23 protein-coding genes are annotated in these 24,169 nt (G+C 36.8%); 4 read left to right on the forward strand and 19 right to left on the reverse strand.

Features of this window, described 5'->3' with window-relative positions:
* Window positions 1-151: 151 nt before the first annotated feature.
* From J2Z40_RS16540 to J2Z40_RS16565, 6 genes are all read right to left on the reverse strand, one after another.
* On the reverse strand, window positions 152-1,417 hold the full coding sequence (locus J2Z40_RS16540; protein WP_066392949.1) for an MFS transporter: 1,266 nt from the start codon (window positions 1,415-1,417) through the stop codon (window positions 152-154).
* Window positions 1,418-1,428: 11 nt separating this feature from the next.
* Window positions 1,429-2,742 carry an alkaline phosphatase family protein gene (locus tag J2Z40_RS16545; RefSeq protein ID WP_066399179.1) on the reverse strand — a complete coding sequence of 438 codons (1,314 nt, stop codon included), beginning with the start codon at window positions 2,740-2,742 and terminating at the stop codon, window positions 1,429-1,431.
* Window positions 2,743-2,953: 211 nt separating this feature from the next.
* Window positions 2,954-4,429: a sodium:solute symporter family protein gene (locus tag J2Z40_RS16550; protein ID WP_066399178.1), complete on the reverse strand. Its 1,476-nt coding sequence runs from the start codon at window positions 4,427-4,429 to the stop codon at window positions 2,954-2,956.
* Between the two features lie 2 nt (window positions 4,430-4,431).
* The gene (locus tag J2Z40_RS16555) at window positions 4,432-4,614 is read right to left on the reverse strand and encodes a hypothetical protein (RefSeq protein WP_066392947.1); all 183 of its coding nucleotides are present in this window, start codon (window positions 4,612-4,614) and stop codon (window positions 4,432-4,434) included.
* Window positions 4,615-5,093: 479 nt separating this feature from the next.
* A complete protein-coding gene (locus J2Z40_RS16560) occupies window positions 5,094-5,729 on the reverse strand; it encodes an FMN-dependent NADH-azoreductase (RefSeq protein ID WP_066392944.1) in 636 nt (211 codons plus the stop codon).
* Between the two features lie 139 nt (window positions 5,730-5,868).
* Entirely contained in the window at window positions 5,869-6,036 is a 168-nt protein-coding gene (locus J2Z40_RS16565) for a hypothetical protein (protein ID WP_162840475.1), read from the reverse strand.
* A gap of 158 nt (window positions 6,037-6,194) precedes the next feature.
* On the opposite strand from J2Z40_RS16565, the gene J2Z40_RS16570 reads away from it, so the two are divergent.
* Window positions 6,195-7,133 carry an SDR family oxidoreductase gene (locus J2Z40_RS16570; protein WP_066392943.1) on the forward strand — a complete coding sequence of 313 codons (939 nt, stop codon included), beginning with the start codon at window positions 6,195-6,197 and terminating at the stop codon, window positions 7,131-7,133.
* A 25-nt stretch (window positions 7,134-7,158) separates the two neighbouring features.
* On the opposite strand, the gene J2Z40_RS16575 is transcribed toward J2Z40_RS16570, so the two are convergent.
* Both J2Z40_RS16575 and J2Z40_RS16580 read right to left on the reverse strand, forming a co-directional pair.
* Window positions 7,159-7,857: a hypothetical protein gene (locus J2Z40_RS16575; RefSeq protein WP_066392939.1), complete on the reverse strand. Its 699-nt coding sequence runs from the start codon at window positions 7,855-7,857 to the stop codon at window positions 7,159-7,161.
* 4 nt (window positions 7,858-7,861) lie between these two features.
* Entirely contained in the window at window positions 7,862-8,677 is an 816-nt protein-coding gene (locus tag J2Z40_RS16580) for an ATP-binding cassette domain-containing protein (protein WP_162840474.1), read from the reverse strand.
* 377 nt (window positions 8,678-9,054) lie between these two features.
* Here J2Z40_RS16580 and J2Z40_RS16585 point away from each other — a divergent pair, with 377 nt between their 5' ends.
* Window positions 9,055-10,197, forward strand: a complete 1,143-nt coding sequence (locus J2Z40_RS16585) for an acyl-CoA dehydrogenase family protein (protein ID WP_066392937.1) — start codon at window positions 9,055-9,057, stop codon at window positions 10,195-10,197.
* 292 nt (window positions 10,198-10,489) lie between these two features.
* Here J2Z40_RS16585 and J2Z40_RS16590 read toward each other — a convergent pair whose 3' ends face one another.
* The 7 genes from J2Z40_RS16590 to J2Z40_RS16620 all read right to left on the reverse strand — a co-directional run bounded on the left by J2Z40_RS16590 (window position 10,490) and on the right by J2Z40_RS16620 (window position 16,678).
* Entirely contained in the window at window positions 10,490-10,954 is a 465-nt protein-coding gene (locus tag J2Z40_RS16590) for a CBS domain-containing protein (protein ID WP_066392935.1), read from the reverse strand.
* A 113-nt stretch (window positions 10,955-11,067) separates the two neighbouring features.
* Window positions 11,068-11,580 carry a GNAT family N-acetyltransferase gene (locus tag J2Z40_RS16595; protein WP_066392933.1) on the reverse strand — a complete coding sequence of 171 codons (513 nt, stop codon included), beginning with the start codon at window positions 11,578-11,580 and terminating at the stop codon, window positions 11,068-11,070.
* Between the two features lie 788 nt (window positions 11,581-12,368).
* Window positions 12,369-13,385 (reverse strand): S66 family peptidase, encoded by a 1,017-nt coding sequence (locus J2Z40_RS16600; RefSeq protein ID WP_066392932.1) that lies wholly within the window; start codon window positions 13,383-13,385, stop codon window positions 12,369-12,371.
* Between the two features lie 29 nt (window positions 13,386-13,414).
* The gene (locus tag J2Z40_RS16605) at window positions 13,415-13,975 is read right to left on the reverse strand and encodes a GNAT family N-acetyltransferase (protein WP_066392931.1); all 561 of its coding nucleotides are present in this window, start codon (window positions 13,973-13,975) and stop codon (window positions 13,415-13,417) included.
* Window positions 13,976-14,148: 173 nt separating this feature from the next.
* Window positions 14,149-14,694, reverse strand: coding sequence for a histidine phosphatase family protein (locus J2Z40_RS16610; protein ID WP_066392930.1), 546 nt, complete (start codon window positions 14,692-14,694; stop codon window positions 14,149-14,151).
* 153 nt (window positions 14,695-14,847) lie between these two features.
* On the reverse strand, window positions 14,848-15,246 hold the full coding sequence (locus J2Z40_RS16615) for a cytidine deaminase (protein WP_066399176.1): 399 nt from the start codon (window positions 15,244-15,246) through the stop codon (window positions 14,848-14,850).
* 238 nt (window positions 15,247-15,484) lie between these two features.
* A complete protein-coding gene (locus J2Z40_RS16620; RefSeq protein WP_066392929.1) occupies window positions 15,485-16,678 on the reverse strand; it encodes an NAD(P)/FAD-dependent oxidoreductase in 1,194 nt (397 codons plus the stop codon).
* Between the two features lie 230 nt (window positions 16,679-16,908).
* Here J2Z40_RS16620 and J2Z40_RS16625 point away from each other — a divergent pair, with 230 nt between their 5' ends.
* Window positions 16,909-17,535: a TetR/AcrR family transcriptional regulator gene (locus J2Z40_RS16625; RefSeq protein WP_066392928.1), complete on the forward strand. Its 627-nt coding sequence runs from the start codon at window positions 16,909-16,911 to the stop codon at window positions 17,533-17,535.
* A 33-nt stretch (window positions 17,536-17,568) separates the two neighbouring features.
* Here the strand turns inward: J2Z40_RS16625 and J2Z40_RS16630 are convergent, their stop codons facing one another.
* Both J2Z40_RS16630 and J2Z40_RS16635 read right to left on the reverse strand, forming a co-directional pair.
* Window positions 17,569-18,021 carry an SRPBCC family protein gene (locus J2Z40_RS16630; RefSeq protein WP_066392926.1) on the reverse strand — a complete coding sequence of 151 codons (453 nt, stop codon included), beginning with the start codon at window positions 18,019-18,021 and terminating at the stop codon, window positions 17,569-17,571.
* Between the two features lie 34 nt (window positions 18,022-18,055).
* Window positions 18,056-19,684 (reverse strand): FAD-dependent oxidoreductase, encoded by a 1,629-nt coding sequence (locus J2Z40_RS16635; protein WP_083953863.1) that lies wholly within the window; start codon window positions 19,682-19,684, stop codon window positions 18,056-18,058.
* 200 nt (window positions 19,685-19,884) lie between these two features.
* On the opposite strand from J2Z40_RS16635, the gene J2Z40_RS16640 reads away from it, so the two are divergent.
* Window positions 19,885-20,646 (forward strand): glucose 1-dehydrogenase, encoded by a 762-nt coding sequence (locus J2Z40_RS16640; protein ID WP_066392924.1) that lies wholly within the window; start codon window positions 19,885-19,887, stop codon window positions 20,644-20,646.
* Between the two features lie 317 nt (window positions 20,647-20,963).
* Here the strand turns inward: J2Z40_RS16640 and J2Z40_RS16645 are convergent, their stop codons facing one another.
* Both J2Z40_RS16645 and J2Z40_RS16650 read right to left on the reverse strand, forming a co-directional pair.
* Entirely contained in the window at window positions 20,964-21,581 is a 618-nt protein-coding gene (locus J2Z40_RS16645) for an NAD(P)/FAD-dependent oxidoreductase (protein ID WP_066392922.1), read from the reverse strand.
* Window positions 21,582-21,717: 136 nt separating this feature from the next.
* Window positions 21,718-24,153, reverse strand: a complete 2,436-nt coding sequence (locus J2Z40_RS16650) for a heavy metal translocating P-type ATPase (RefSeq protein ID WP_066392919.1) — start codon at window positions 24,151-24,153, stop codon at window positions 21,718-21,720.
* Window positions 24,154-24,169 lie beyond the last annotated feature (16 nt).

Below are 24,169 nucleotides of genomic sequence, written 5' to 3' on the forward strand. Positions count from 1 at the left end.
GCTCTATCTACTGTTTTGTCCATCATCAATTTAAAGCAAAAAAATGGCATATGAAATTTTTGCGATTCCACATGCCAAATAATTATTTTATAATGTGTATTACTTCTAAAAAGGTTACCTGTTGACAGGAGAACAGATGCTTATCTGTTTCCTATCCTTCATTTACTGTTAAACGATTATGATCTGGTACCCTAAGAAGAAGAATGCCGCCAATGACAAATAGGATGACAAGACTGAACACACCACTATTCGTATTTCCTGTGATTTGAGCAGTAGCACCAACTAATACAGGTCCAGCGATCGCTGCGAACTTACCAAAAATATTATAGAATCCAAAAAACTCATTTGACGACTCTTTCGGAACAAGCTTGGCAAAATAGGAACGACTTAATGCTTGAACACCTCCTTGAACTGTACCAACAAGCATGGCAAGTACCCAAAAGTCTATGGCTGATTTCATGAAATAGGCATAAACACAAATACCTATATAAATTAAGATTCCAACCATTATGATTCTTTTTTCAGTAAATTTCTGCCCTAGTTTTCCAAATAGGACTGTAAAAGGGGCAGCAATGATCTGCGTAACAAATAAAACAATTAATAATGTGGTAGAACCAATTCCCAAATCAGAACCATAAGCTGTTGCCATTGTAAAAATTGTATGAACCCCATCAATATAAAAGAAATAAGCTAATAAAAACAGAAATAATGCTCGATAGGCTTTAATATTTTTCAAAGTAACAAACAGCTTTTTGAAGCTAGTAGCTACAGGATTTGGAACACGTTCCACATAATATTTTTGCTCCACATTTTTAAGCATTGGCATCGTAAAGAAGCCCCACCATAATGCTGTAATGACAAAAGCAATTTGACTAGCAACTCCAACAGATAATGAAATAATCTCCTGTTGAGCCATGATAATGATTCCTATTGAAATAACAAATGGAATCGTACTTCCAATATATCCAAGAGCAAAACCATTGGCAGAAATGCGATTCATCCGGTCTTCACTTGTTACATCCACAAGAAAAGCATCATAGAAGATATTTGCACCCGCAAAACCAATAGATGTTAAAACAAAACACCCTAATAATATGAGCCACTGTTCCATTGGAACGACCGCTAATAACAGTGTAAAGATAATCCCTAATGACGCAAAGAAAGTAAAGAATCTTTTTTTGAAGCCTCTAAAGTCAGCAATTGTTCCTAATAATGGCGCTAATATGGAGACAATGAGTGTGGCAATTGAATTGGCATATCCCCAATAAGCGGTAGAGGTCGCTGAAGCAATCCCAGCCTCTGCAGCTGCTGATTTAAAATACAAAGGAAAAATTGCCGTAACAATGACAATTGAATAAGCCGAGTTTGCCCAATCATAAAAAACCCAACTGCGTTCAGGTTTGGACATTTTCTTCATTTAACAACCTCCTATTTACCTACTAACACTGGATTGGCTTTAATAAATTGTTCAATTACTTGACCATCTGTTTGACCTAAATTCAAACCTAGTAAACTAGCTAATGTTGGCCCAATATCAACTAGATGCATAAATGGTACAATCTCATTTGGCTGAACTCCTTTACCTGACATTAGAAAAAACGTCGTATAATCAAGCTTCTCAGGTGAAAACCCATGACAGGCAAGCATGTATTTATTATTCTTCCAAACATCATCCTGAGTAATTTCTTTTAAATACTCACTCTGTATATGTTCAAGAAAATAATATCCTTTTCTTGCCTCTACCATAAATGCACAAGCTGAATCAGCGCCTCTTCTACCAGCCTCCTCTCCAGTCATTATTTGTTCCACTCCATTACTAGGATCGACGATTAATTCATCTAGAATTTCTTTTACAGCTGATTTTGTTTCTTTCTCATTATTGCTATTCAAATAAATATAAGCAGAGCCATCACATCCGTTACAGTATGCCTGCCAATCCTTTATATTCCCTTTTGCATCAACAGTAATTAAGCCCTTTTCGAGGAAAATACGGTTCAAATGAATGGCTTTATTTACATCCAATGCACTATGATCCCCTAATATGACAATCGTTGTATCCTCATAGCGTCCACTTTCTTCAAGTGCATCTAATATACGTCCCAATCTATCGTCATGGCGATGAAGTGCGTTCGTTGCCTCTTCTGAATTTACACCATAGTGATGTCTCATCGTATCTAAATCTGTGAAGTGAACAAGAAGCAAGTTGGGTGCCTTCGTTAAAATCGTATGAACGGTTGATTCTAAAACAAAATCATCTAGTTCAGGTTGGTTTAATCCCTTTCTAATATGACCAAAGCGCTTATTTAGCTCCCATTGATAGGATGGTGTGCCACTCATAAGTGAAACAAGAATTTGATTTTGCCATGGCCGATTCGGAAAAATTTCTGGCAAATTATATTGAATGCCCTTTGCTTTGCCCGTAACTGGCCAGAGAAGTGCTGCTGTTGTGAGATGACTTTTATTTGCTTCATCATATAGAGTTGTACCTTTAATTGCACTTCGATACCAATTCCAATCAGGTGAAGCTGCACCAGGCTGTAATAATGTATTATTTACAACGCCATGCCGATTTGGATAGTTCCCTGTCACAATCGTTGCATGGCATGGATAGGTTACAGACGGATAAATCGTTTTCACATTTTTAGCATAGGAACCTTTTTGAAAAACCCGCTGGAAATTTGGAAGTGTTTTAATGCGTTCAAAATCTAGTGATGCTAAACAATCAAAAGAAATAACGATCATATATTTTGTTTGTTCATCCAATGTTCGTATCCTCCAAATATATACTCTTTCATATATTTTACCATTATATATATGATAGGAATATGTAAATACTATTTATTTATTATGAATTTTACGAAAAGAGGAAACGGTCATTACAATAAAAAAGCACGAAATCCATAGAGATTTCGTACTCCTATTTCAATTCAGTTGTACATTCTTAACATAAAAATCAAACGATCTTATTTTTTCTAAGCTCTGTTTTTAAATAAGATAGAAATTCTGTCGCTTTCTTCTCAGGTGCTTTCGTCATTAAACTTACACCTATAAATAGAAGCGTTGAGATGATAATTGCCCAAAGTCCTGAAGCAAGTCCAAGTGGTTTCAGAGACGTTAATTCTAAAATGATCACAATAATCCCGCTAATAATAACACTTGATAACGCCCCAGCAGCTGTTCCTCTTTTCCAAAAAAATGCGCCAATTATTGCTGGGACTGCAACAAGTAAGCCTGCAGAAGAAGCAACTGATAGAACAGCAATTAAATTCGCATTTGTTTGCGCAAAAAGGTAGGCCAATATGGCAATAATAGGAATAACAATTTTCCCAACTACTAGCTGGCTCTTATCCGTAGCATCTTTTTTTATATTTCCATATACATCCCTTGCAAATAGGGATGATAACGTAAGTAAAATCGAATCAATGGTCGATATTGCCGCTGCCATAATTCCTACCATAACGATGACTGCTAGGATTGGTGGAACTAAATCAGATGACAGCATTTTCGGTGTTGCAAGATCCGCATTTTCCAAGTTGGGAAACATGATAGATGCAGAAAACCCCCAGACAACAGAAACGATTGTATAAATGAAACCAAAGATTAAAAATCCCATTAACATAGTTCTTAAGCTTTTTAAGGAGGCTGGCATGAATAATCTTTGGCTTACTTGTGGATTGGACAAGCTAAAGAAAAACCATGGAACAGTCAACCCTAAAAATGTTAGAAAGCTAAAGAATCCGTTACCAGGAACCGTTAATGATTGAGGATTGCTTGATTTAATTGTATCAAAAAATGAACCTAAGCCACCTAGTCCACGAATAATTAAGATAACAACTAAAGTAGCAGAAATGATCATAAATAATGATTGCAATGAATCCGTCCAAGCAACTGATCGAATGCCAGCAATATACGAAAAGACGATTGCAAGGACTGTGGCAATAATTACACCTGTTGTAAATGAGATTGCATGATCCGTGATCCCTGCTAATAAATAGCCCACACCAGCTAATTGAACCGCACTATAAGGAATGAGGAAAAGACAGCTGAATATGGAAACAACCATTGCCACTTTTTTATTTTCATATCGGTCTCCAAGCATTTCAGAAGGAGTCACATATCCATATTTCTTTCCAACTAACCAAAATCTTGGGCCAAAGAAAGCAACTAATGATACACCCATAAAATAGATAATCTCAAAACCAAATGCACCTACTCCACCCTTATATGTTAATCCAGCTAAACCTACTAACATAAAGGCACTATATGTAGTTGCACTATAACTTAATGCAGAAACAAATCCATTTAACTTACGGTCTCCTAAAAAATAACTGACCATGTTCGTTTGTTTCCCGCTTCTTGATAAATAAGCAACAAATAATGAAATAATAATATAAATGGCAATTGTCCACCAAACTAAACTTGTACTCAACATTATTCACCCCATTTCCTAGAAATCAAATAATTTATCGCGATAATTATGACTGCTAAGATCGTCCATAATAATAAACTTCCGTACCATTCCGCTACATTGGTTAACACCGTATAAGGAAGAAGATAACCAAGTAAGATAATAATAGAAATAAGAATTGCCCACTTCAATTCTTTCGATTTCAAAAGATCACCCCTCTAGTTTCTAGTAAATCACGTAACCTATTATACACCAGAATATACATGTGTAAAGACACTTATTTATTTTTATTAATAAAAGGCCGTTTTCGTAAACATTGGTGCTATTTTACACATAATTGGTAAAGTTTTATTTCTGCTTACGTGCACTCCCTTTCTACTGGGTGAGTGCAATGACTCCTTGGAGCAATCCGGGGGGCTCTGTTGTTCCTATACATCCCGCAGGACATTGAGTTGGCTCCTTAGAATCCACACCGCACGAAGGAAATGCGACAGCATTTTCGAGGATCTCGTACCTTTCCCTCCATTCGAACGACCTAGTTGGTCAACTACATTCAAACAATTGATTTAAAAGCAACAATCTTTTAGAAAATAGGCTAGAAAAAGGAACCTAATAAAAAAAGCCCTAACTCCTTAAACTAGGAATTAGAGCTTCTACTACTCATTTTTGGCAATTTTTCATCGAACTATGCATGAACAGGCATCAATTTGCTTGCAGAAACTTTTACACGTTCCATTCCTTCAGCTACGATCTCTTCTGCACGGTCTGGATATTGATTATGTCCTTCAATAATAACCTCTTCAATCGCTTGAACACCAAAGAAATTCATTATTTGCTTCACATAATTTACACTCATTTCAAATGGTTGCATCTCAGGTGTTGAATAAACACCACCACGTGCATTTAGAATGATCACTTTTTTATTTGGTACAAGGCCAATTGGACCATTTTCAGTATATTTAAATGTCATACCTGCACGGTAAATATAATCAATAAATGTTTGTAATGGGGCTGGAATTGTTTTATTCCATAATGGGAATGCAAAAACAACTACATCTGCTGCCATAAAGGCATCCATTGCTTTCGTTGATGCAGCTAGAATTCGTTGCTCTATTTCATTTAATTCTAGTCCTTGTGCTGATTTTCCCATTGCACTAAAGAAATCTTGGCCGAAATATGGCATGTCTTCTTTGTAAACATCAAATGTATGAAGATCAATCCCGCTCACTTTTCGAGCTTCCTCCATAAACACTTCATACATTTTACTAGTTACTCCCTCAGATGCTGGACGATTATTTGCTTTAACGACTAAAACATTCATATTTATATCTCCTTACTTCTATTTAAAAGTTTTACCTCGAAATAAAATATATTTAATCCAAGACAAATAGTATCTTACAATAACTTTTTTTAGTCGTCAAATAAATAGTTTCAATCGTCATTATCAGCAATCTAATTCTTTAAATAATCGGGTAATAAGGTTCATACCGCGGATGACAATAATAAGGGGTTCTAGGACCTATTTTAGGCATTTCTAGTGGCTTAGAATTAGAATTATACTGTAATTCCACCCTTTCTTCAGAATAATTTACTAGTAATATTTTTACTTCTGGAATATCGGATTGCATACTAAAACCTCCTTCAGACGTATTCTCCCATTACATTATTCATTCCCCTATACAATTGAGCCCGTCATTCATCACTTTCTGAATGGATCAATGAAATAAGCACTTAATTCGCCTAGACCACATAAAGTAATCAAAATATGTGTTTGCGGAGGGATCGAATGAAAAGAAATCAGCATAGCCCCCATCATAATTTACAAAAACAGGAATATCCAATGCACCCAAATTTCGGAAAAATAACTCAATATGAAGAGATACCAATTACAGTCCCAGAACAGCGACAGCTGCGACAGCCCGGGATTGAAAAATTAATGGTGCCACAGCCTATTATTGAAAATCCAAATGAAAAAGGAAGTGAAAAACTAGTTGGCAAAGTTGCACTCATTACTGGAGGGGATAGTGGAATCGGCGCTGCAGTAGCGATTGCTTTTGCAAAAGAAGGGGCAAATATTGCGATAAGCTATTTAGATGAACACGAAGATGCGAATCAAACAAAGACAAGAATTGAAGAACTTGGCCAAAGATGTCTATTATTGGCTGGAGATTTAAGAAATAAACAGCAATGCATGAAGATTGTTGAAGAAACAGTGCAGGAATTCGGACAGCTTGATATTCTATGTAACCATGTTGGTATCCAATTTCAGCAATTAAGTCTGCTAGATATTACAGACGAACAATTTGATGATACATTTAAAGTAAATATATATTCGCATTTTTATACTACTCGGGCAGCCCTGCCGTACTTAAAACCAGGTAGCTCCATCATTAATACATCTTCTGTTGTTGCATTTTATGGAAATGATCAATTGATCGATTACTCAGCAACGAAAGGCGCCAATATTGGCTTCACCCGAGCATTGGCCAATAGTTTAGTAGAAAAGGGAATTAGAGTCAATGCTGTAGCGCCTGGCCGGATTTGGACTCCCCTCATTCCTTCTAGTTTTTCAGCTGATGTAGTGACACTTGCTGGCAATCCAATGCAGCGTCAAGGACAGCCATTTGAGCTTGCCCCAACATATGTGTATTTAGCATCTGATGATTCACGATTTGTAACAGGACAAACACTCCATGTAAATGGGGGGCAAGTGATGTCCTCTTAAGAGTCAGATAGTAGATAACACTCTCTTATTTTTCTTTCTTTAAAAAAAGGTAAATAAGAATAAAAGTGCTAAAGATTATATAAATAAAAACAAAGATATTATCAAACCAAAATGACATGTTCCCTATGAAATCATTGCTCATATGGTCAATGATTTTAAATACAGGAGGAAAAATCCATACGATCCATTTTAGTATTTCTAACGTTTCAATTAATGCCTTTGAAGCTAGTGAACAAACTAAAAAAAATACAGCTGACAGCCACGCATACTTTCTCGTTGCCAAAAAAGTGGCTGAAAAAAGTGAGCCAACTAAAATGCCTAAAATTGCAAACACAATGTGTGAAAAAAACGCTAAAGCATAGTAATCTCCCTTCATCCCTTCATTAAAACTGCCTGTAATGATTGGAAAAAATATAGCAAATAGCATGATTGGGACCATGACAATTAGACAAGTGAGCCATTTCCCACATAAGAATCTCTCCTTGCTTCTTAGATGAGTGAAAAGTATATGCTTTTCACTCTCCACCTCTAGCGAAAACATCACCATCGCTATCCATGTCATCGTTAAATATAAGCAAATCGATGAAACACCATAGCTGCTAAGTACTGGCACATTTTTATACGCATACAAAATAAAAATCCATGCCAAATAAAGTACTGCAGGCGGGATAAACTTTAATGAACGGATGAAACTCATTAGTTCATAGCGGATAAAAGCTGTCAACTTCCTACCTCTTTTCTTTCAATTCAATTATTTTGCAGCCATTGTTCAAAAGTTTAATCAAAACCTCATCAGACTGCTCAGCAAATACCATCCATTCAATGATGTTCCCTTCCTGATATTTCATATGTACACAATCGATCGTTGAAACAATTTCTTTATTTGGAACAATTGCCTTAATCATATATATCTTTTCATTTATTCTTTTTTTCTCATCAGAAAGAATCGTACCATTAGCAATCGTAATTACTCGTTCTGCTAAACCATCGACCAACAACGATTCATGCGCAGTGAAAACAATCGATGTTCTCTGATTAAAAGAGTTTAATATATTTAGCATCTGTTTTTGTGCTGGTTCGTCTAATCCTGTTAATGGCTCATCTAATAAAAAAAGTTCTGGGGGAGTCAGCATTGCTTGGATGATTCCAGCCTTTTGTTTGGTACCTTTTGAACAGTTTTTTAATGGCGTATTTAAATAAGCTGTGATCGAGAATAGTTCTGAATAATCATAAATAACCTTTATGATTTCGCCCTCAGTTTTGCCGCTCATTTTCCCAATTAACAACAAATACTCCTTGATTGTAAAGCGAATATTCTCAGGAAAATGTTCAGGCACATACCCAGTTATAAACTTCTCCCTTTTCACTTGACCTGACGTATTTTCATAAATACCGCCAATCAACTTTAATAGACTGCTTTTCCCTGAGCCATTATGGCCAACAATCGCTACCTTTTCACCCTCTGCTATTTGAATTGTGATATTATTCAGTATGTCTGCTCCATCTATTTGTTTCCCAGCATTCATCGCTTCAAAAAGAATCATTTCCATAGCCTCAACTAGTTTTTACTTTATTTTACCATTAGAATAGATGAATAACAGGAACAAATTTCTTCTTTTAACTAAGCTGTTTTCGTAAACATTGTTGCTATTTTACACATAATTTTGGTAAAGGTTGATTTCCACTCCAGGTTGCTCCCTTTCCGCGGGGTAGGCGCTGAGCCTCCTCGGAGCAATCGCTCCTGTGGGGTCTCAGCTGTCCTACGCATCCCGCAGGAGTCTCGCACCTTCCGCTCCAATCAACCGACCTATTTCGTAAACCATTCATTCTAACAATTGTTTTAAAAACAACAATCTTTTAGAAAAGAGCCTTTAACTAAGAACTATATGCAGATGATCGAAAATAATGAGGAGGACTTATTATGAAGTTTCAAGATATAAAAAAGCCAGAAGATCGACTTGAATTAATAAGTCAGTTATCTAAAGGCTTCTTATCTAGAGCACAAAAGTTAGATGAAGACGGGAGTTTCCCATTTGAGAATATTTCTGAGCTAAAAAAAGCTGGCTATACATCCTTAACAATCCCTAAAAAATACGGCGGTGAAGCGATTTCTCTTTTTGACTTTGTTCGATTTCAAGAGTATATCGCAAGAGGAGATGGTCCTACCGCTTTATCTATCGGCTGGCATATGGGAATTATCAAAGATCTAGGTGAAAAAAACAAATGGAATGAAGCCATTTTCCAAATGCTCTGTGAAGATGTAAAAAAGGGGGCACTAATCAATAATTGTGCTTCTGAGCTGCAAACTGGCAGTCCTACCCGAGGGGGCAAACCAACGACAACCGCTGTATGGAACGATAATCACTGGGTTATTAATGGCCGGAAAAACTTCACTACGATGTCACCTGTGCTTGATTATTTCAATGTAACTGCAACCATTGCAGAAAATGACAAGGTTGCCTATTTCTTAATTCCGCGTTCAGCTAAGGGAGTAGAAATAGATGAAACGTGGGATAGCGTTGCAATGAGAGGGACTGCAAGTCATGATTTAGTTTTACATCAGGTTCAGATTGAGAGAGATTATTTAGTTGAATATATCGAACCTGGAAAAAAAGCCGCTTCTGGATGGCTGCTGCATATTCCTGCCTGCTATCTTGGAATTGCCCAAGCGGCGGCAAGCTATGCCATTGATTTTGCAAAAAGCTACTCCCCTAACAGTATGGAAGGAACAATTAGTGACCTGCCCAATATCCAGCAAAAAATTGGCGAAATAGAATTAGAGCTGATGAGAGCAAGACATTTTCTCTATTCCATTGCAAATCAATGGGATCAATCAGGTGAAGATGAGAGAAATCTAATGAATCCTGAATTAGGTGCAGTCAAACTAACTGTCACAAACAGTGCGATTAAAGTAGTTGATCTGGCAATGAGAATTGCAGGTGCTCGAAGTTTATCGCAAAAAAATCCATTACAGCGGTATTATCGAGATGTTCGTGCAGGACTACATAATCCGCCAATGGATGACATGACCATTTCAGCACTTGCAAAACGAGCACTTAAATAGATTCAAGAACAAATGCGCAAGCGCCTTGATCAGCCTCAGGCATAGCACAAGACGAGCCTCACGGAAAGGTGTCCTTTACCTATCTTTAGAGGATTGGCTTGTGACCTCGAGGGGGTAGGCGCTCCTCCTATAAGAAATACACTTATAGTCGCGCGATGCTTATGCTGCCGAAGTATTCCTTGTGGAGCTGGACGCAGACAAACTTGTCGCAAAGTTAAACACAACGTGCGATTTTCTAGTTTCCTAAACATTTAAAAGGCTGAAGTTCCATTAAATGGAACTTCAGCCTTTTCTACAGTTCATTAAGAATCGAAGTTTGGATTTTACGAATCACATCTCCCCTGCTAATCACACCAACTACTCGATTATTTTGATTAACTACAGGAAGCTTTTTGAAGTGATGTTTAGACAATAACGTAACAGCATGTTCAATTTCATCATCAGGAGAAACAGTGATCAATCCTTTTGTTTTAGCAATTTTGATAATTTGCTTCTCGGTTAAATCCTTTAATCGACTTCGCAAATTCTCTTCCTCTAAGTATTCCATATAAAAAATAAAATCATAAACACGCTGTTCGATCGGCTTTATTGATCTCAAAATATCTCCATCAGATACCATTCCAACTAAAGTTCCGTCATCTTCACAAATTGGCAAACCGCCAACTTTTTTCTCTACGAACATAGTCATCACTTCTTTAATGCTATCTTTTGGATGAGCTTTAATGACATTTGTGATCATGAACTCTCTTACTTTCATGCATAAGCACCCCATTGCCAGTACAAATAGAATCAGTTTAAGTATTTCATTATCAATTTTCATAGTCAAGAATTACTCAAATTTTTTATTAGCAATTCCTTAAATCGAGATAATTATACCATTTTCCGACGAATATCTTCCCAACCATAAACTGTCTCAACTAATTTCTTACCCAATATCTCCACCTCAAGGGCATCAATCTTCCTTCCACCTAGTGCTTCATAAAATAAACAGGAGGGGTTTTCTGCCAGAACCAGTACAATCATCGTATTGTATCCCAATTCTTGAATATACTTAACGATTTGCATGAAAAGTAACTTTCCAATTCCTTTCCTTTGATACTCTTCTAATAGGTAGATCGCATATAATTCTCCATTGAAATCTTCATATTGATTGCTTCTCTCTCTTCCTCCTGAGGCAAAACCAACGATCTTGCCATTATTATCCTCTGCAACAAATACGTTTCCATTCGGAATGAGTTGGTTCCATAATTGTTCACGACTTTCATAAGTCATTTCTTTTAAATATTCGTCAGGAACAATGTTCACATATGTTGTTCTCCAACTATCTACATGAACTTTGGCAATCCCTTTTGCATCACTCATTTTTCCTTTTCGAATTTCCATAAAAACACCTCTATGATGAAATCATTTTTATAAGTTCAATAATCGCTATTCCATTTGCATCTTTCGTTTCATTTAAGGGATATAAAAAGGGAACACCCTTTAAAACGTCAGTAGTTCGGTTCAAAAGGAGAAAAATAAAAGGGACAAGGGTTTCGGCAAGCGAATTAGCAATTAAATCAGCTTGCTACTTTATATCTTTGGATGATTATGTTTTATTAGCGAAAATAGCAGCAGATGTAGCATAGGTTTTAACCAATCGGCAATAGCAATTGGATAGAAAGTTGTTGATTCCCCTAACTAGGATCGAGAAGTTCTGCACCGATCAGTAGGCGGGATTAGGTTAAGCACCCAAGCGAATAAATAGACGGAAAATTTCCGCTTATTTCGTAATTATTATTATAAAAGGCCCAAATAAGCGGAGAAATTCCGCCTATTGCCTTAAAAAACTCAAAATAGGGGGTTTTTTCATTGAATAAGCGGAAAATTTCCGCTTATTTCCGCCAAAAGAAGCTTCATTCTGCATTTAACCGGAAAATTTCCGCTTATATTACTTTTGCTCATTACTCGATAAAGGACTAGACAGCTAATTTAGATGAAAGTGAGGTATAAGTAGGGACGTTCTTTAAGAAAACTTCATTTATTTGCCTTATCAATTAAAGATGCGTTAGTTGATGAACAAGTCATTAGATTATAAAAAACGCAGAGGATGCAAAAAATGGGAGTCCCTCTTTTTATTAAACATATAACCATCGCTTCTTATTTCAAATAAACCATCTACAAGAAATGATTCATGGCCTAAAATGCTGTATGACCGTGCCTTTGCCATCTTCTACGCGTACTTCAGCATGAGCACCATTAATGAAAGTCAATTGCGGGGGAACATGACCACAATCAATATCATAAATAATGGGGATTTGTAGCTCATCAGCCATTTCCCGATAGACGTCTTCAATTGAATAATCATCTACAGTTGTATTCGCAGCACTACGACCAAAAAGGATGCCAGAGCAGCCCTCAAACCACCCCGCTAACTTCATTTGCACTAATGATCTCCGTACATCAGTTGTGGTTAGTTCACAATTCTCTAAATACCAAATAATTGGTTCATTTTGTATTTGTGTAGCTCTAAATGTTTTTACATCCCCATATGGTGTTCCAACTAAATGGTGTATTACATCGATACAACCTCCAAGGAGGCGACCTTCTATATAAACTGGTTGATTAGACAACGTTTTCCAATCCGTTTTTTCAGTAAGATGAAATACACATGGAGATGGCTTATGATGATTCCACTCTTTTTGATAGCTTTTCGATGATTTTTGAACAATTGTTTCACCAGTTTTATTTGCTAATACTTGTTGCCACATTGCAGTTGTATCATCCGAATACTCGCCTCTTAGATCAATTAAATTAGTGCCATGAGCTGTTGCCAGTCCAGTAGTAAGTGTTGTTGCTAATAATAAGAGACTAATATCGGAGTAACCTAATATCCACTTGTTTTGTATTTTACTAAAGTCAATGTATTCTAGTATTTCAATTAATAGCTCTCCACCCCATGGAGGGATGATGATATCAATTTCTTCATTTTGCATCATTGAGTTCAATTCTTCTGCACGTTGAAGAAGAGGGGCCGACTTAGCCTTTACTTGAGTCCAAGGTGTCTTACCTGATACAACACGAAAACCTTGATCCCGCATTCTTTCAATGGCTTGTTTTAATAATTCATGCAGCTCTTCTTCAACTCCTGATGATGGAGCAGTCACTCCAATTGTTGCTCCATCTTTTAAAACTGGATAGATGATCATTTTTTGCCTCCCCCATTCAGCTAATAATCCTAAACTGTTTTTGCATAGATGCATGTATCTCTTAATTCATTCGTATCTGGTGATAGATCATCGTTTATTAATACACCTTCTAAAGTAAACCCCAACCTTTCTGGAATTGCTCGACTTTTTCTATTTTTTTCATCGCATCTAATTTCAACTCTACGTGCATTCAATTCATGGAAAGCAATATCAGTAATGCCCTTCACCGCTTCTGTCATATACCCTTTTCCACTATAACGACTATCAATCCAGTAGCCGATTTCAAACTTTGGTACAGACCAATCTATTCGATGTAATCCCGAAGACGCAACAAACTCACCTGTTTCCTTTAGAAAGACTAGTAATCTTAAATCCTCTCTTTTCAAAAAGGAGATATGTGCTTCTCTTATATTCACTTCAACATCCTCTACAGACTGCTCTTTTTGAGCAAAAGGCAACCAAGGTTTCAGATCATTAATGGAAGCCGTTATCGCTTCATATACGGCTTTGCCATCACCTTGCCTCGGCATTCGAATGACTAATCGTTCAGTTGAAAATTGTTCTGGAATCTCTAGCAGCAACGGATTCATTCTTCCACTTCCCTTCTTACTAAATATTCTTATTTTTAAAATAATACGTCTTTTCTTCTTTTAAATCAATAATCAAGCGTTTACTTAGAATTTTATCCTCTTATTTCTTCTTTCAATTGTTTAGCTCCTATTAAAAAGACTTTCAACCATTTTTGATGGCTTCTAATATCTAATCAATCTTTCCATAATCTTTTCATTTGGAAATTGTTTTGATCAATTTCCAAATGATGGACATCAGGATTACTTAAACCCTTCCATTGTTCAAAACCAAACTTCTTATCATAATGGTTTAATAATAAGGAGATAATCCCTCCGTGTGCCACAATAATCATATGTTTAGATTGACTTGAGATCATCTCATTTACTACCTCTACAATTCGATTCATCGCTTCGTTACTAGATTCTCCACCCTCGTACGTTAAATTCATATCATAGAAAGTTGCTTCCAATTTATCCAACCAATCCGGTAAAAAGTTAGAACTAAGGCTACGTTCCCTTAATCGATGATCCATCTCGATTTCAATATTCCTCGCCACTGCAAAAGGCTTTATCGTTTGAATGGCTCTTAAGAATGGACTGCAAATGATCCTATCCACTTTTAAATTGGATAGAAAATCAGATAATTTGTCTGCTTGCTGAAACCCCTTATCTGTTAAAGCTACATCATCAGCTTGCCCTTCCGCTTCACAATGCCTAATTATATAAATATTTTTACTCATATTTCCTCCTTCAGAAACTTCGCAATATAAGATTTGGATACTTCATATTATTCAGTATATTATTTCTGCATTCAAGAACATATATAAATCCAGCAGAAGAATATGAGTAAAAAGAAAAAAGACCAATCTCTGGTCTTTTTCTCGATTATATATTTACATTTCTAAATCAGTGAATGCATAAGGTAATAACTCCCCTAATGTCAATTCTAATATATCTTTTTTCTCATTTGTTAAATATACAGGCATGTCAGGTAGACAGAATTCTGCTAATACTTGTCTGCAAATACTGCATGGTGGAAGGTAATCTACCGTATCACCTGATACAGCGATTGCTTGGAAGTCCCCTTTTTTGTAACCATTAGCAATGGCAGTGAAAACAGCAGTACGCTCCGCACAATTTGTTGCACCTAATGAAACATTTTCCACGTTTACTCCGTTAATTACCGTACCATCTTTTAATAATAAAGCGACTCCAACTGGAAATTTGGAATAAGGTACATAGGCTCTTTCCTTCATACTACGTGCACTTTCCATTAATTGCTCTTTATTCATATGATCCGTCCCTTTCAAAGAAAAATGAACTTTTCACAGTCCCCTTAACGCCAATGTATAAATTGGCAGGATTTCTATAGTATAATTTTCCAAGCAATTTGTCAATACCGCGTATGGTTTACAGATTTTATTTAAAATCGTGTATAAAAGTTTTAAGAGAAACTATGCATTATTATAAAGAAATTGGTTAGATATTATCATTCATAAGGAAGCAAGCATGATTGAATCCTTCAATTGATTAGGATTTTGCTAGCATTACTTTCGCCATGAATACCGGTCCTCCAAGTACAAACAAATATCTTGCTTCAACCACTTGTTTCATTAGTGCAGCAAAAAATCCAGTCATCTTTAGCCCAAAAACATTTCCTACTGCTACTTTACTTCCGATGGAGGCAACGGTTCCCTTATGATGATAGGTGAATGGTTTCAACCCTTGCCCACGTATAGCAGCAGCAATATTAGGGCCACATACTTGGGCTTGTTGAATCGCCACCTGTGCTGTTGCTGGCAACGCCTTTTCATCTTCGTTCAAGAAATATGCTGCATCCCCTACACAGAATACTCCATCAAGGCCATTCACTCGAAGGTATTTGTCCACTGGGATTCTTCCGTTAATCAATTGCAAATCCCATTGTTCTAATAGTCTATTCGCTCTTACTCCCCCAGACCAAATCAGTGTTCTTGCAGAAATTTGAAAACCATTATCCAAAATGATTGCATCCTTTTTACATTGAATAATTTTAGTAGAAGTCATAAGTTCCACACTATTTTTTTGCAAATAGGCTGAAGTAAAATCAATTGCTTTACGGTCAAAAAAAGGTAAAATGGAGTCGGATGATTCTACATTAATTATTCTGATTTTTTTATAAGGAATGGCGTATTCTTTACAAAGTTTAGGAAGCTGATCAACTAATTCCCCAACCATTTCAATTCCAGTAAACCCCGCTCCCGCTACAACAAATGTTAGGTGTGAAGAATCTAAATCCTCTTTATACGCTGCAAACTCCTTCCTAATGTGATAATGAATAGCTTTAGAACTTCTAAAACTACGAATTTTAAAGGCAAATTCCTCCACTCCAGGTATTCCAAAAGTATCTACATCAAATCCTAACGCAATTAAGAGATAATCGTATTCGACTATTTCACCACTTTCTAAGATTATCTTCTTTTCGGTAAAATCGGTATTTTTAACAGTTGCTTTCATAAATTTAACATGATTCGTCTTTAGTAAATCAGGTATATGTAATGCGACATGATCATCAGAAACTGTACCAGCTCCAATTTTATGTAGTTGTGTAGAAATATAGTGATAATCATGTTTATTTATTAAAGTAACATCTGCCTCACCTTTCATTAATGTTTTTTCTAGCTCTCTACTCACGATCATTCCACCATATCCAGCACCAAGTATAATTACTTTTGGTTTTCCCATATTGTATCCCCCTCCCATTTATGTAACAGCATAAAACTCAAAATAATTCATATATAGCTCTTAAAGTTTGTGAAATATTTCACATAAAATATACTTTGATAATACTCCACCTTTATCAAAAAATCAATCTTCTTTTTTATATCTTTTAATAGACTATGTTTTTTTATCAATCATCCGCCTCCTACTACGAACAATAAAAAAGTAGTATAATATTGGAAGTAGGTGATGAAATGGTTAAAAAATTGGAAAGACGCAAACGCATGATTCAAGCCGCGAGAATACTATTTTCTGAACAAGGGTTTGAAAAAACAACGATGCAAAAGATTGCAGATGAATCGAATGTAGGGGTAGCCACTCTATTTCGTTATTTTCCAAAGAAAGAGGATTTAATTATTGAAGTTGTGAAGGAAGCGATCGAACAGCATGTCCCGTATTTTGAAGAAATTATCCATTCAAATAAAAAGGGCATAGAAAAAATCGATGATGTATTAACTGTTTATATAAGATTTATATCTGAAGAAAACCGGGAAACAACAAAGCTTTTGGAAGCATTTGAACTATATACGGCCTTTACCCCTGTTGAGAAAAGAATGTTAGAAGAAATTGAAAAAGCATATGGAGAAATTAGCCATATCATTTCTGAAATTGTAAAAGAAGGAAAAGAGGATGGCAGTATTCAGCTTTCAATTAGTGATGAATTCATCTGGAATACGATCTTTAATATGTTTGGTACAGCTATAAAAAAATACACCTTATATACATTTCTACCCGATGTAATTCTTCCCGTTCCGAATCAAGAAGAATTGACTGAGGTAAAAAATATGATGATACACTTTTTAAAAAATCCGGCTAAGTAGAAAGCGGCCTCAACCATGAGACCGCTTTTTACTTTATTTTACTAAATTTATTTCTAATAATTTTGCTACGATTGCTTCAGTAAGCTCTTCTGCTGTTTGTGGAACAAATTTCGTTAAAATTTGATTCACCATTGCACCCATCATCCCACCAGCAGTGATGTCTAGATGTCCAGACATTTTTGTTGTCTTTTCATCGATCGCTTCAGCACGGAAATAGCCCCCACCTTTAAAGTTATCAGACATGCCTTTCAAATCAAAGGTTACTTCAGAAGGCTCATTCCATTCTTTAATATCAATTTGTAACTTCACTGTCTTTTTCATAAAACCTAAGTCACCTTTAAATGCCCATGTCGATTGTCGCTCACTTAAAATTTCGTGTTCAATATATCCTGGAACGAGTGGAGCCCAATTGTTCATATCATGAACAAAGTTCCAAATCGTTTGAATATCTAATGGTACTTCTACTGTGTGTGTTCCTTGTGGCATATGATGCACCTTCCCGCTTCTTTAAAGTTTAGTATTATGAATTGACTGCGTGCTGTCCTGCTAAGAAACCAAATACCATTGCTGGTCCGATCGTTCCGCCAGCACTAGGGTAAATCGGTCCAAGTGGGTTTCCTGATGCATTCCCTGCAGCATATAATCCTTTAATTGGTTCGCCTTTAAAGTTAACTACTTGCCCATTTTCGTTGATTTTTGGTCCACCGTTTGTACCTAGTGCACCTAAATAAATAGGTAGTGCGTAGAATGGACCTTTTTCGATTTTCCCAAGGTTATTGGCAGGGCTACCGCCTCCACTTGTTAATGCTTCGAATTGAATTGTTCCACGGTGGAAATCTGGATCGACACCTTGCTCACAATATTCGTTCCATTTACGGATTTCATCCTCTAAACCAGCTGGGTCGACACCAATTTTTTCAGCTAGTTCACGAATAGAATCAGCTTGATCGACCCATTCTGGTGCAGGCTCGCCAGGCGACATCGTAACAATTAACTGACTGTCCTTCAATTGTTGGTCAAAAATCATCCAGTTAGGTCCTTCGTTTGGAAACTCTACTTTAACCGGATCATAATTAAAGAATGCTCTTGGCATATCATTATAAGTTGTACCTTCATGAACAAAACGACGTCCGTACTTGTTAACAACAATGGAGTTTGGACCTTGACGGCCACTGCCAAGCTGTGCCATTACGTTATCTTCATATTCAAATGTTGGATCGACCATCGCTGGATACCACCATGCTTCACTCATATTTTCAAGTGCTGCTCCTGCCTTCATCGCCATCATAAGTGCGTCACCTTCATTACCTGGAGGTGTAACTGGATGTGTAAACTCAGCCTTTAGGAAGGCCTTGACTAACTGCTTATTCCATTCAAATCCACCTGATGCTAGGATAACGCCTTTACGAGCAGCGAAACGAAAAATTTCTTCATCTTTTGTTTCAGCGATTACACCAACTACTTGTCCATCCTCGCCCATAACTAGTTCTTTACCAGCAGTTTCAATTAACGTTTCTACCCCACGGTCCAAACATGCTTTAAATAAGGAAGCGATTAATGCACGACCCATGGTGACTGTATTATTTTGCATACGTTCAGCTACTACTTGGAAATCAATCCCCCCAACTGCTCCACCTTCTTCTAATGTAAGCGGAGGAAAGATAGGATTTTGACGTACTAATTCTCCCCACTCTCCAATTTCATTCAAATTGAATGGAGCAGGATCCAACGAACGTGTTCCATGCTTTAACGCTTCATCCATCCGTGCATAATACTCAGGATAGGATTTTGGAGAAACAAATCTTACTGGCGTATGATCATGCAAGAATTTTATTACTTCATGCCCCTTATCAACGAAAGTTTCTATCATATGATCCTCAGCTCGATCAAGTGCTAAGCGTTTGATGAAATTTATAACATCTTCACGATTGTCTTCAAAACCTTGCTCTTTCATGTAATGATTTAGCGGAATCCAAGGTACACCACCTGAAAAAGCTGTAGTACCACCGATTTGATGCGTTTTTTCTAAGACAAGTACTTTGGAACCGCTTTCAGCCGCAGCAACAGCTGCCGTTAACGCAGCACCACCTGTTCCTAAAACAATAACATCTACTTCTTTATCCCAATGTGTAGTCATTGTATTTGACAAGAAATCATCCCCTTTGATACATTTTTGATAGTGCCACTATCAATAATTTGATTATCTAGGATTATTCTGATTTTTTCAAGTAAATTTGTCTAATTTTTGAACATTTTTGCAAAATTGTTATATTTGTAGAATTATATTTTAATTTTAGTAGAATCATCTGTTTTTTATCTTAAATGGAAAATGAACAAGGAGAGATTATTATGGGTCGATTAGAGAATAAAGTGGCAATCATTACAGGTAGTGGTTCAGGCATCGGGAAAGAAATTGCCTTGACGTATGGAAAAGAAGGAGCAAAGGTCGTCGTTGCTGATTTTAATGAAGAAGGGTTACAACAAACCGTTTCAGAATTAAAAGACTTAGGTGTAGAAGTGATTGGTGTAAAAGTAAATGTAACTAGCGAAGAAGAGATTGAAAACATGATCGTTGCAACCGTAAAAACCTTTGGTACAGTTGACATTTTAGTTAATAATGCTGGGATTTCTGATCATATGCAAGCAGCTGAAAATGTGACAGATGAAGTTTGGGAACGAGTGATGAATATAAATGTAACTAGTGTCATGCGTGGAGTACGCAAAGTCCTTCCAATTTTCCAAGAAAAAGGATATGGAAATATTATTAATATGGCTTCCATTTCGGGCCTAACTGGCGGGCGTGGAGGATTGGCCTATACGGCTTCTAAACATGCTGTTGTTGGAATGACTAAAAATATTGCCTCTCAATATGGTCCACAAAATATCCGTTGCAATGCAATTGGACCAGCACATGTTCCTACACCTTTAACAACAAATATGTCAACTATTGATGAATTTGGTATGGGAATTGCTACGCGTGGGGTTGGGTTAATGACAAAAGCTGGTACGACACAGGATATCGCTAATATTGCTCTCTTTTTAGCATCTGAGGAATCATCTTATATTAATGGGGTGACGATAGCAGCTGATTTTGGTTGGAGTGCATATTAAACTGAAATTTTATCATATAAGCCATTCTGGGAATAAACTTTATATGCAGCTATTTTGTAGCTGCATCCTTTGAAATACAAAATGGCCAGACCCAAATGCGTAAATCTTTTGTTCGTTGGGTTTGGCCATTTCATATACATAATTAGGAAAGTATACTATCTATCAAACTAGTTTTACAGGGTAGAATAAATCAGTTTGGTTTTGTAAGTTGAACGTTACAACATACTAATCACTACATATAAATTAGTTGAAAACATTGTTAGTAAATGTAAAAGTTTGTTGGTTATAAATTTTTGCTTCTCTTTACTATTAATCTATTAACTTATTAATTGCTCTCTTCCTATTCGCTTTATAAATTTATAAAACGTCTCTCGTTTTTTACCTAATTGTGAATAGAGGTGGATCATTTTTTCTACGGTTTCATACAATTCTTCTGGTGTTAAATTCTCCATCAGCAAAGATCCAACCTCAGCATCTTTCCCTTTTGCTTTTCCTCCAACATATAAATTGTAATAATCTTTAATTTTCATAACACCTATGTCGCTTAACATCGGTTCACCACAGCCAATTGGACAGCCTGTATAAGCAACCTTTAAGGTAAAAGGTACCGGCATACCTGCAATCCGCCGATTTAATTCTTTTGCAACTGGCATTCCTTCTTCTTCTTCTCCTTTGCAAAAATTGCAAGTTCTCAAGCTCTTTACGTAGTTTCCAACAGGATAACAAGCTAAGCCAACCTTTTGAAATTCCTTTATGATCTCCTCCATTTTAGTTTCTTGGATATCAATATAAAGTTGTTGGAACGCAGTTAATTCAAGTTCTTCATCATCATTCATATATTTTGAGATTGTCACCAGTTGTTTGGCGTTTAGTTTTGCTCCAAACCCTATCCCTCCATTAATTGCAAGCTTTATTTTTTTGACATCGTGTTCCATATTAACCACTCCTATTTTAATAATCTCCTATACATTGGGAAGGTATGTTAATGACGGAAATACTACCTATCACAGAATCCAGTGATAGGTAGTATTCACTAGGTATCTAAAAAAGGGGCTTAATTAGAAAACGATTCTACTTCTCTAGCTTTACTCTTTGTAATCGCAATGCGTTTAAAACGACAGAAACGGAGCTAAATGCCATCGCTGCACCAGCAAGCCAAGGTGCAAGGAATCCTGCTGCCGCAATTGGAATCCCAATCGTGTTATAAGCAAATGCCCAAAATAAGTTTTGTTTAATATTGCGCATCGTTTTACGGCTCATTAAAATAGCATCAGCAATGCTGTTAAGGTCCCCGTGTATGAGAGTTATATCCGCTGCTTCCATTGCCACATCAGTACCTGTTCCAATCGCCATCCCAATATTAGCAGTAGCGAGTGCTGGCGCGTCATTTATACCGTCACCGACCATTGCCACTTTTTTTCCCTGTTCTTGTAGTTTTTTCACTTCTTCTGCTTTTCCTTCAGGAAGTACTTCTGCAATGACTGCATTAACGCCTACTTCTTTCCCAATCGCTTGGGCTGTACGTTCGTTATCACCTGTCATCATGATGACTGTAATGCCCATTTCTTGTAAACGATGAATCGCTTGTTGAGACGTATCTTTAATCGTATCTGCTACGGCAACTAATCCTGCGTATTGTCCATTAATACCAGCCAGCATTGCTGTCTTACCGTTTTTCTCCAATTCCTCCATTGCTGGTAAAATGGATGTAATATCAATCCCATATTGCTGCATGAGTTTACGTGTTCCAATGATAACCCCTTGACCTGAAACGGTTGCTTGAACACCATAACCCGGAATCGCTTCAAAAAATTGAGTATGACCAAGTTCAATGCCTTTATCCTCAATTCCTTGTACGATCGCTTGTGCTAATGGATGCTCAGATTGTTTTTCTGCTGCACCGATGAGTGATAAGAAATTCTCTTCATCTTGACCCATTGCTAATAAAACATCTGTTAGTACAGGTTTACCATGTGTGACAGTACCTGTTTTATCAACAACCACCGTGTCTATCGCTTGCGTCTGTTCTAAATGTTCGCCACCTTTGAATAAAATACCAAACTCAGCTGCACGGCCTGAACCAGCCATAATAGAAGTTGGCGTTGCAAGTCCTAGTGCACATGGACAAGCAATAACTAGAACAGCAATTAAAACTTCCAATGCTGGTGTAAGCTCCCCTGGTTGAACCCAGAAAATCCAAATCAAGAAAGTAAGGATTGCAATTCCCACGACAATCGGGACAAAAATACCTGAAATTTGGTCAGCCAAACGTTGAATGGGTGCTTTAGAACCTTGTGCATCTTCTACTACTTTAATGATTTGAGCTAAAGCTGTATCACGTCCTACTTTAGTTGTTTTCATTTTGATAAAACCATTTTTATTTATTGTTGATCCGTATAATATGTCACCTTCTATTTTATCCACTGGCAAGCTTTCACCAGTTAACATCGATTCATCCACAGCCGTTGTTCCTTCTAATACTTCACCATCAACAGGGATTTTTTCCCCTGGCTTCACTAAAATCATATCACCAATGACTACTTCCTCTAACGGTACTTCCTTTTCAATCCCATCACGTACAACAATGGCTGTTTTGGCTTGAAGACCCATTAACTTTTTAATCGCTTCAGATGAACGTCCTTTTGCCTTTGCTTCAAATAGTTTACCTAATAAAATAAGGGTAATTAGTACCGCACTTGTTTCGAAATATAAATGTGGTACATGGTGTGTTCCAACTGTAACAATCGCTTGATATAAACTATAAAAGTAGGCTGCGGAAGTACCCATAGCAACGAGTACATCCATATTGGCACCACCATTTCGAAGTGATTTATAGGCACCAACATAAAACTGTTTCCCGATTAGAAATTGTACCGGTGTTGCTAATAACATTTGAATCCATGGATTCATTAAGAAGTCTGGGACGTATAAGAACGATGTGAAAGAAAAATGCCCAACCATTGTCCATAATAATGGCAATGATAAAATCGCTGAAAAGATGAATTTACGCTGTTGATCTTTTATATGCTTTTCACGGTGATCTACTTGTGCCATATCCTCTTTCTTTTGGTGTGCACCATAACCAAGTTTCTCAACCTTTGCAATTATGTCTGATATAGTTATTTCTGAAGGGTTAAATTCAATGCTTGCTGTTTCAAGCGCTAGATTAACGCTTGCCATTGAAACACCTTCTATTTTATTTAATCCTTTTTCGATACGTGTTGAACATGCAGCACATGTCATTCCTATGATATCAAACTCCGCTTTTTGCTTTACAACACCATAGCCAAGTGCTTCTATTTTCTTTTCGAAATCAGCTTCACTTAACATTGATGGATCATATTTAATCGTTGACTTTTCAAGTGCTAAATTGACGGATGCTTGCTCAACACCCTCCATTTTATTTAACCCTTTTTCGATGCGTGTTGAACATGCGGCACATGTCATTCCTGTAATTTGAATGCTCGTTTCTTTCCATTTACTAACATCTATAGCTTCTGTACTCATGATCTCTCCACCTTCC

The organism is Cytobacillus eiseniae, assembly GCF_017874625.1.
In the GTDB taxonomy this organism is placed as follows: Bacteria; Bacillota; Bacilli; order Bacillales; family Cytobacillaceae; genus Cytobacillus; species Cytobacillus eiseniae.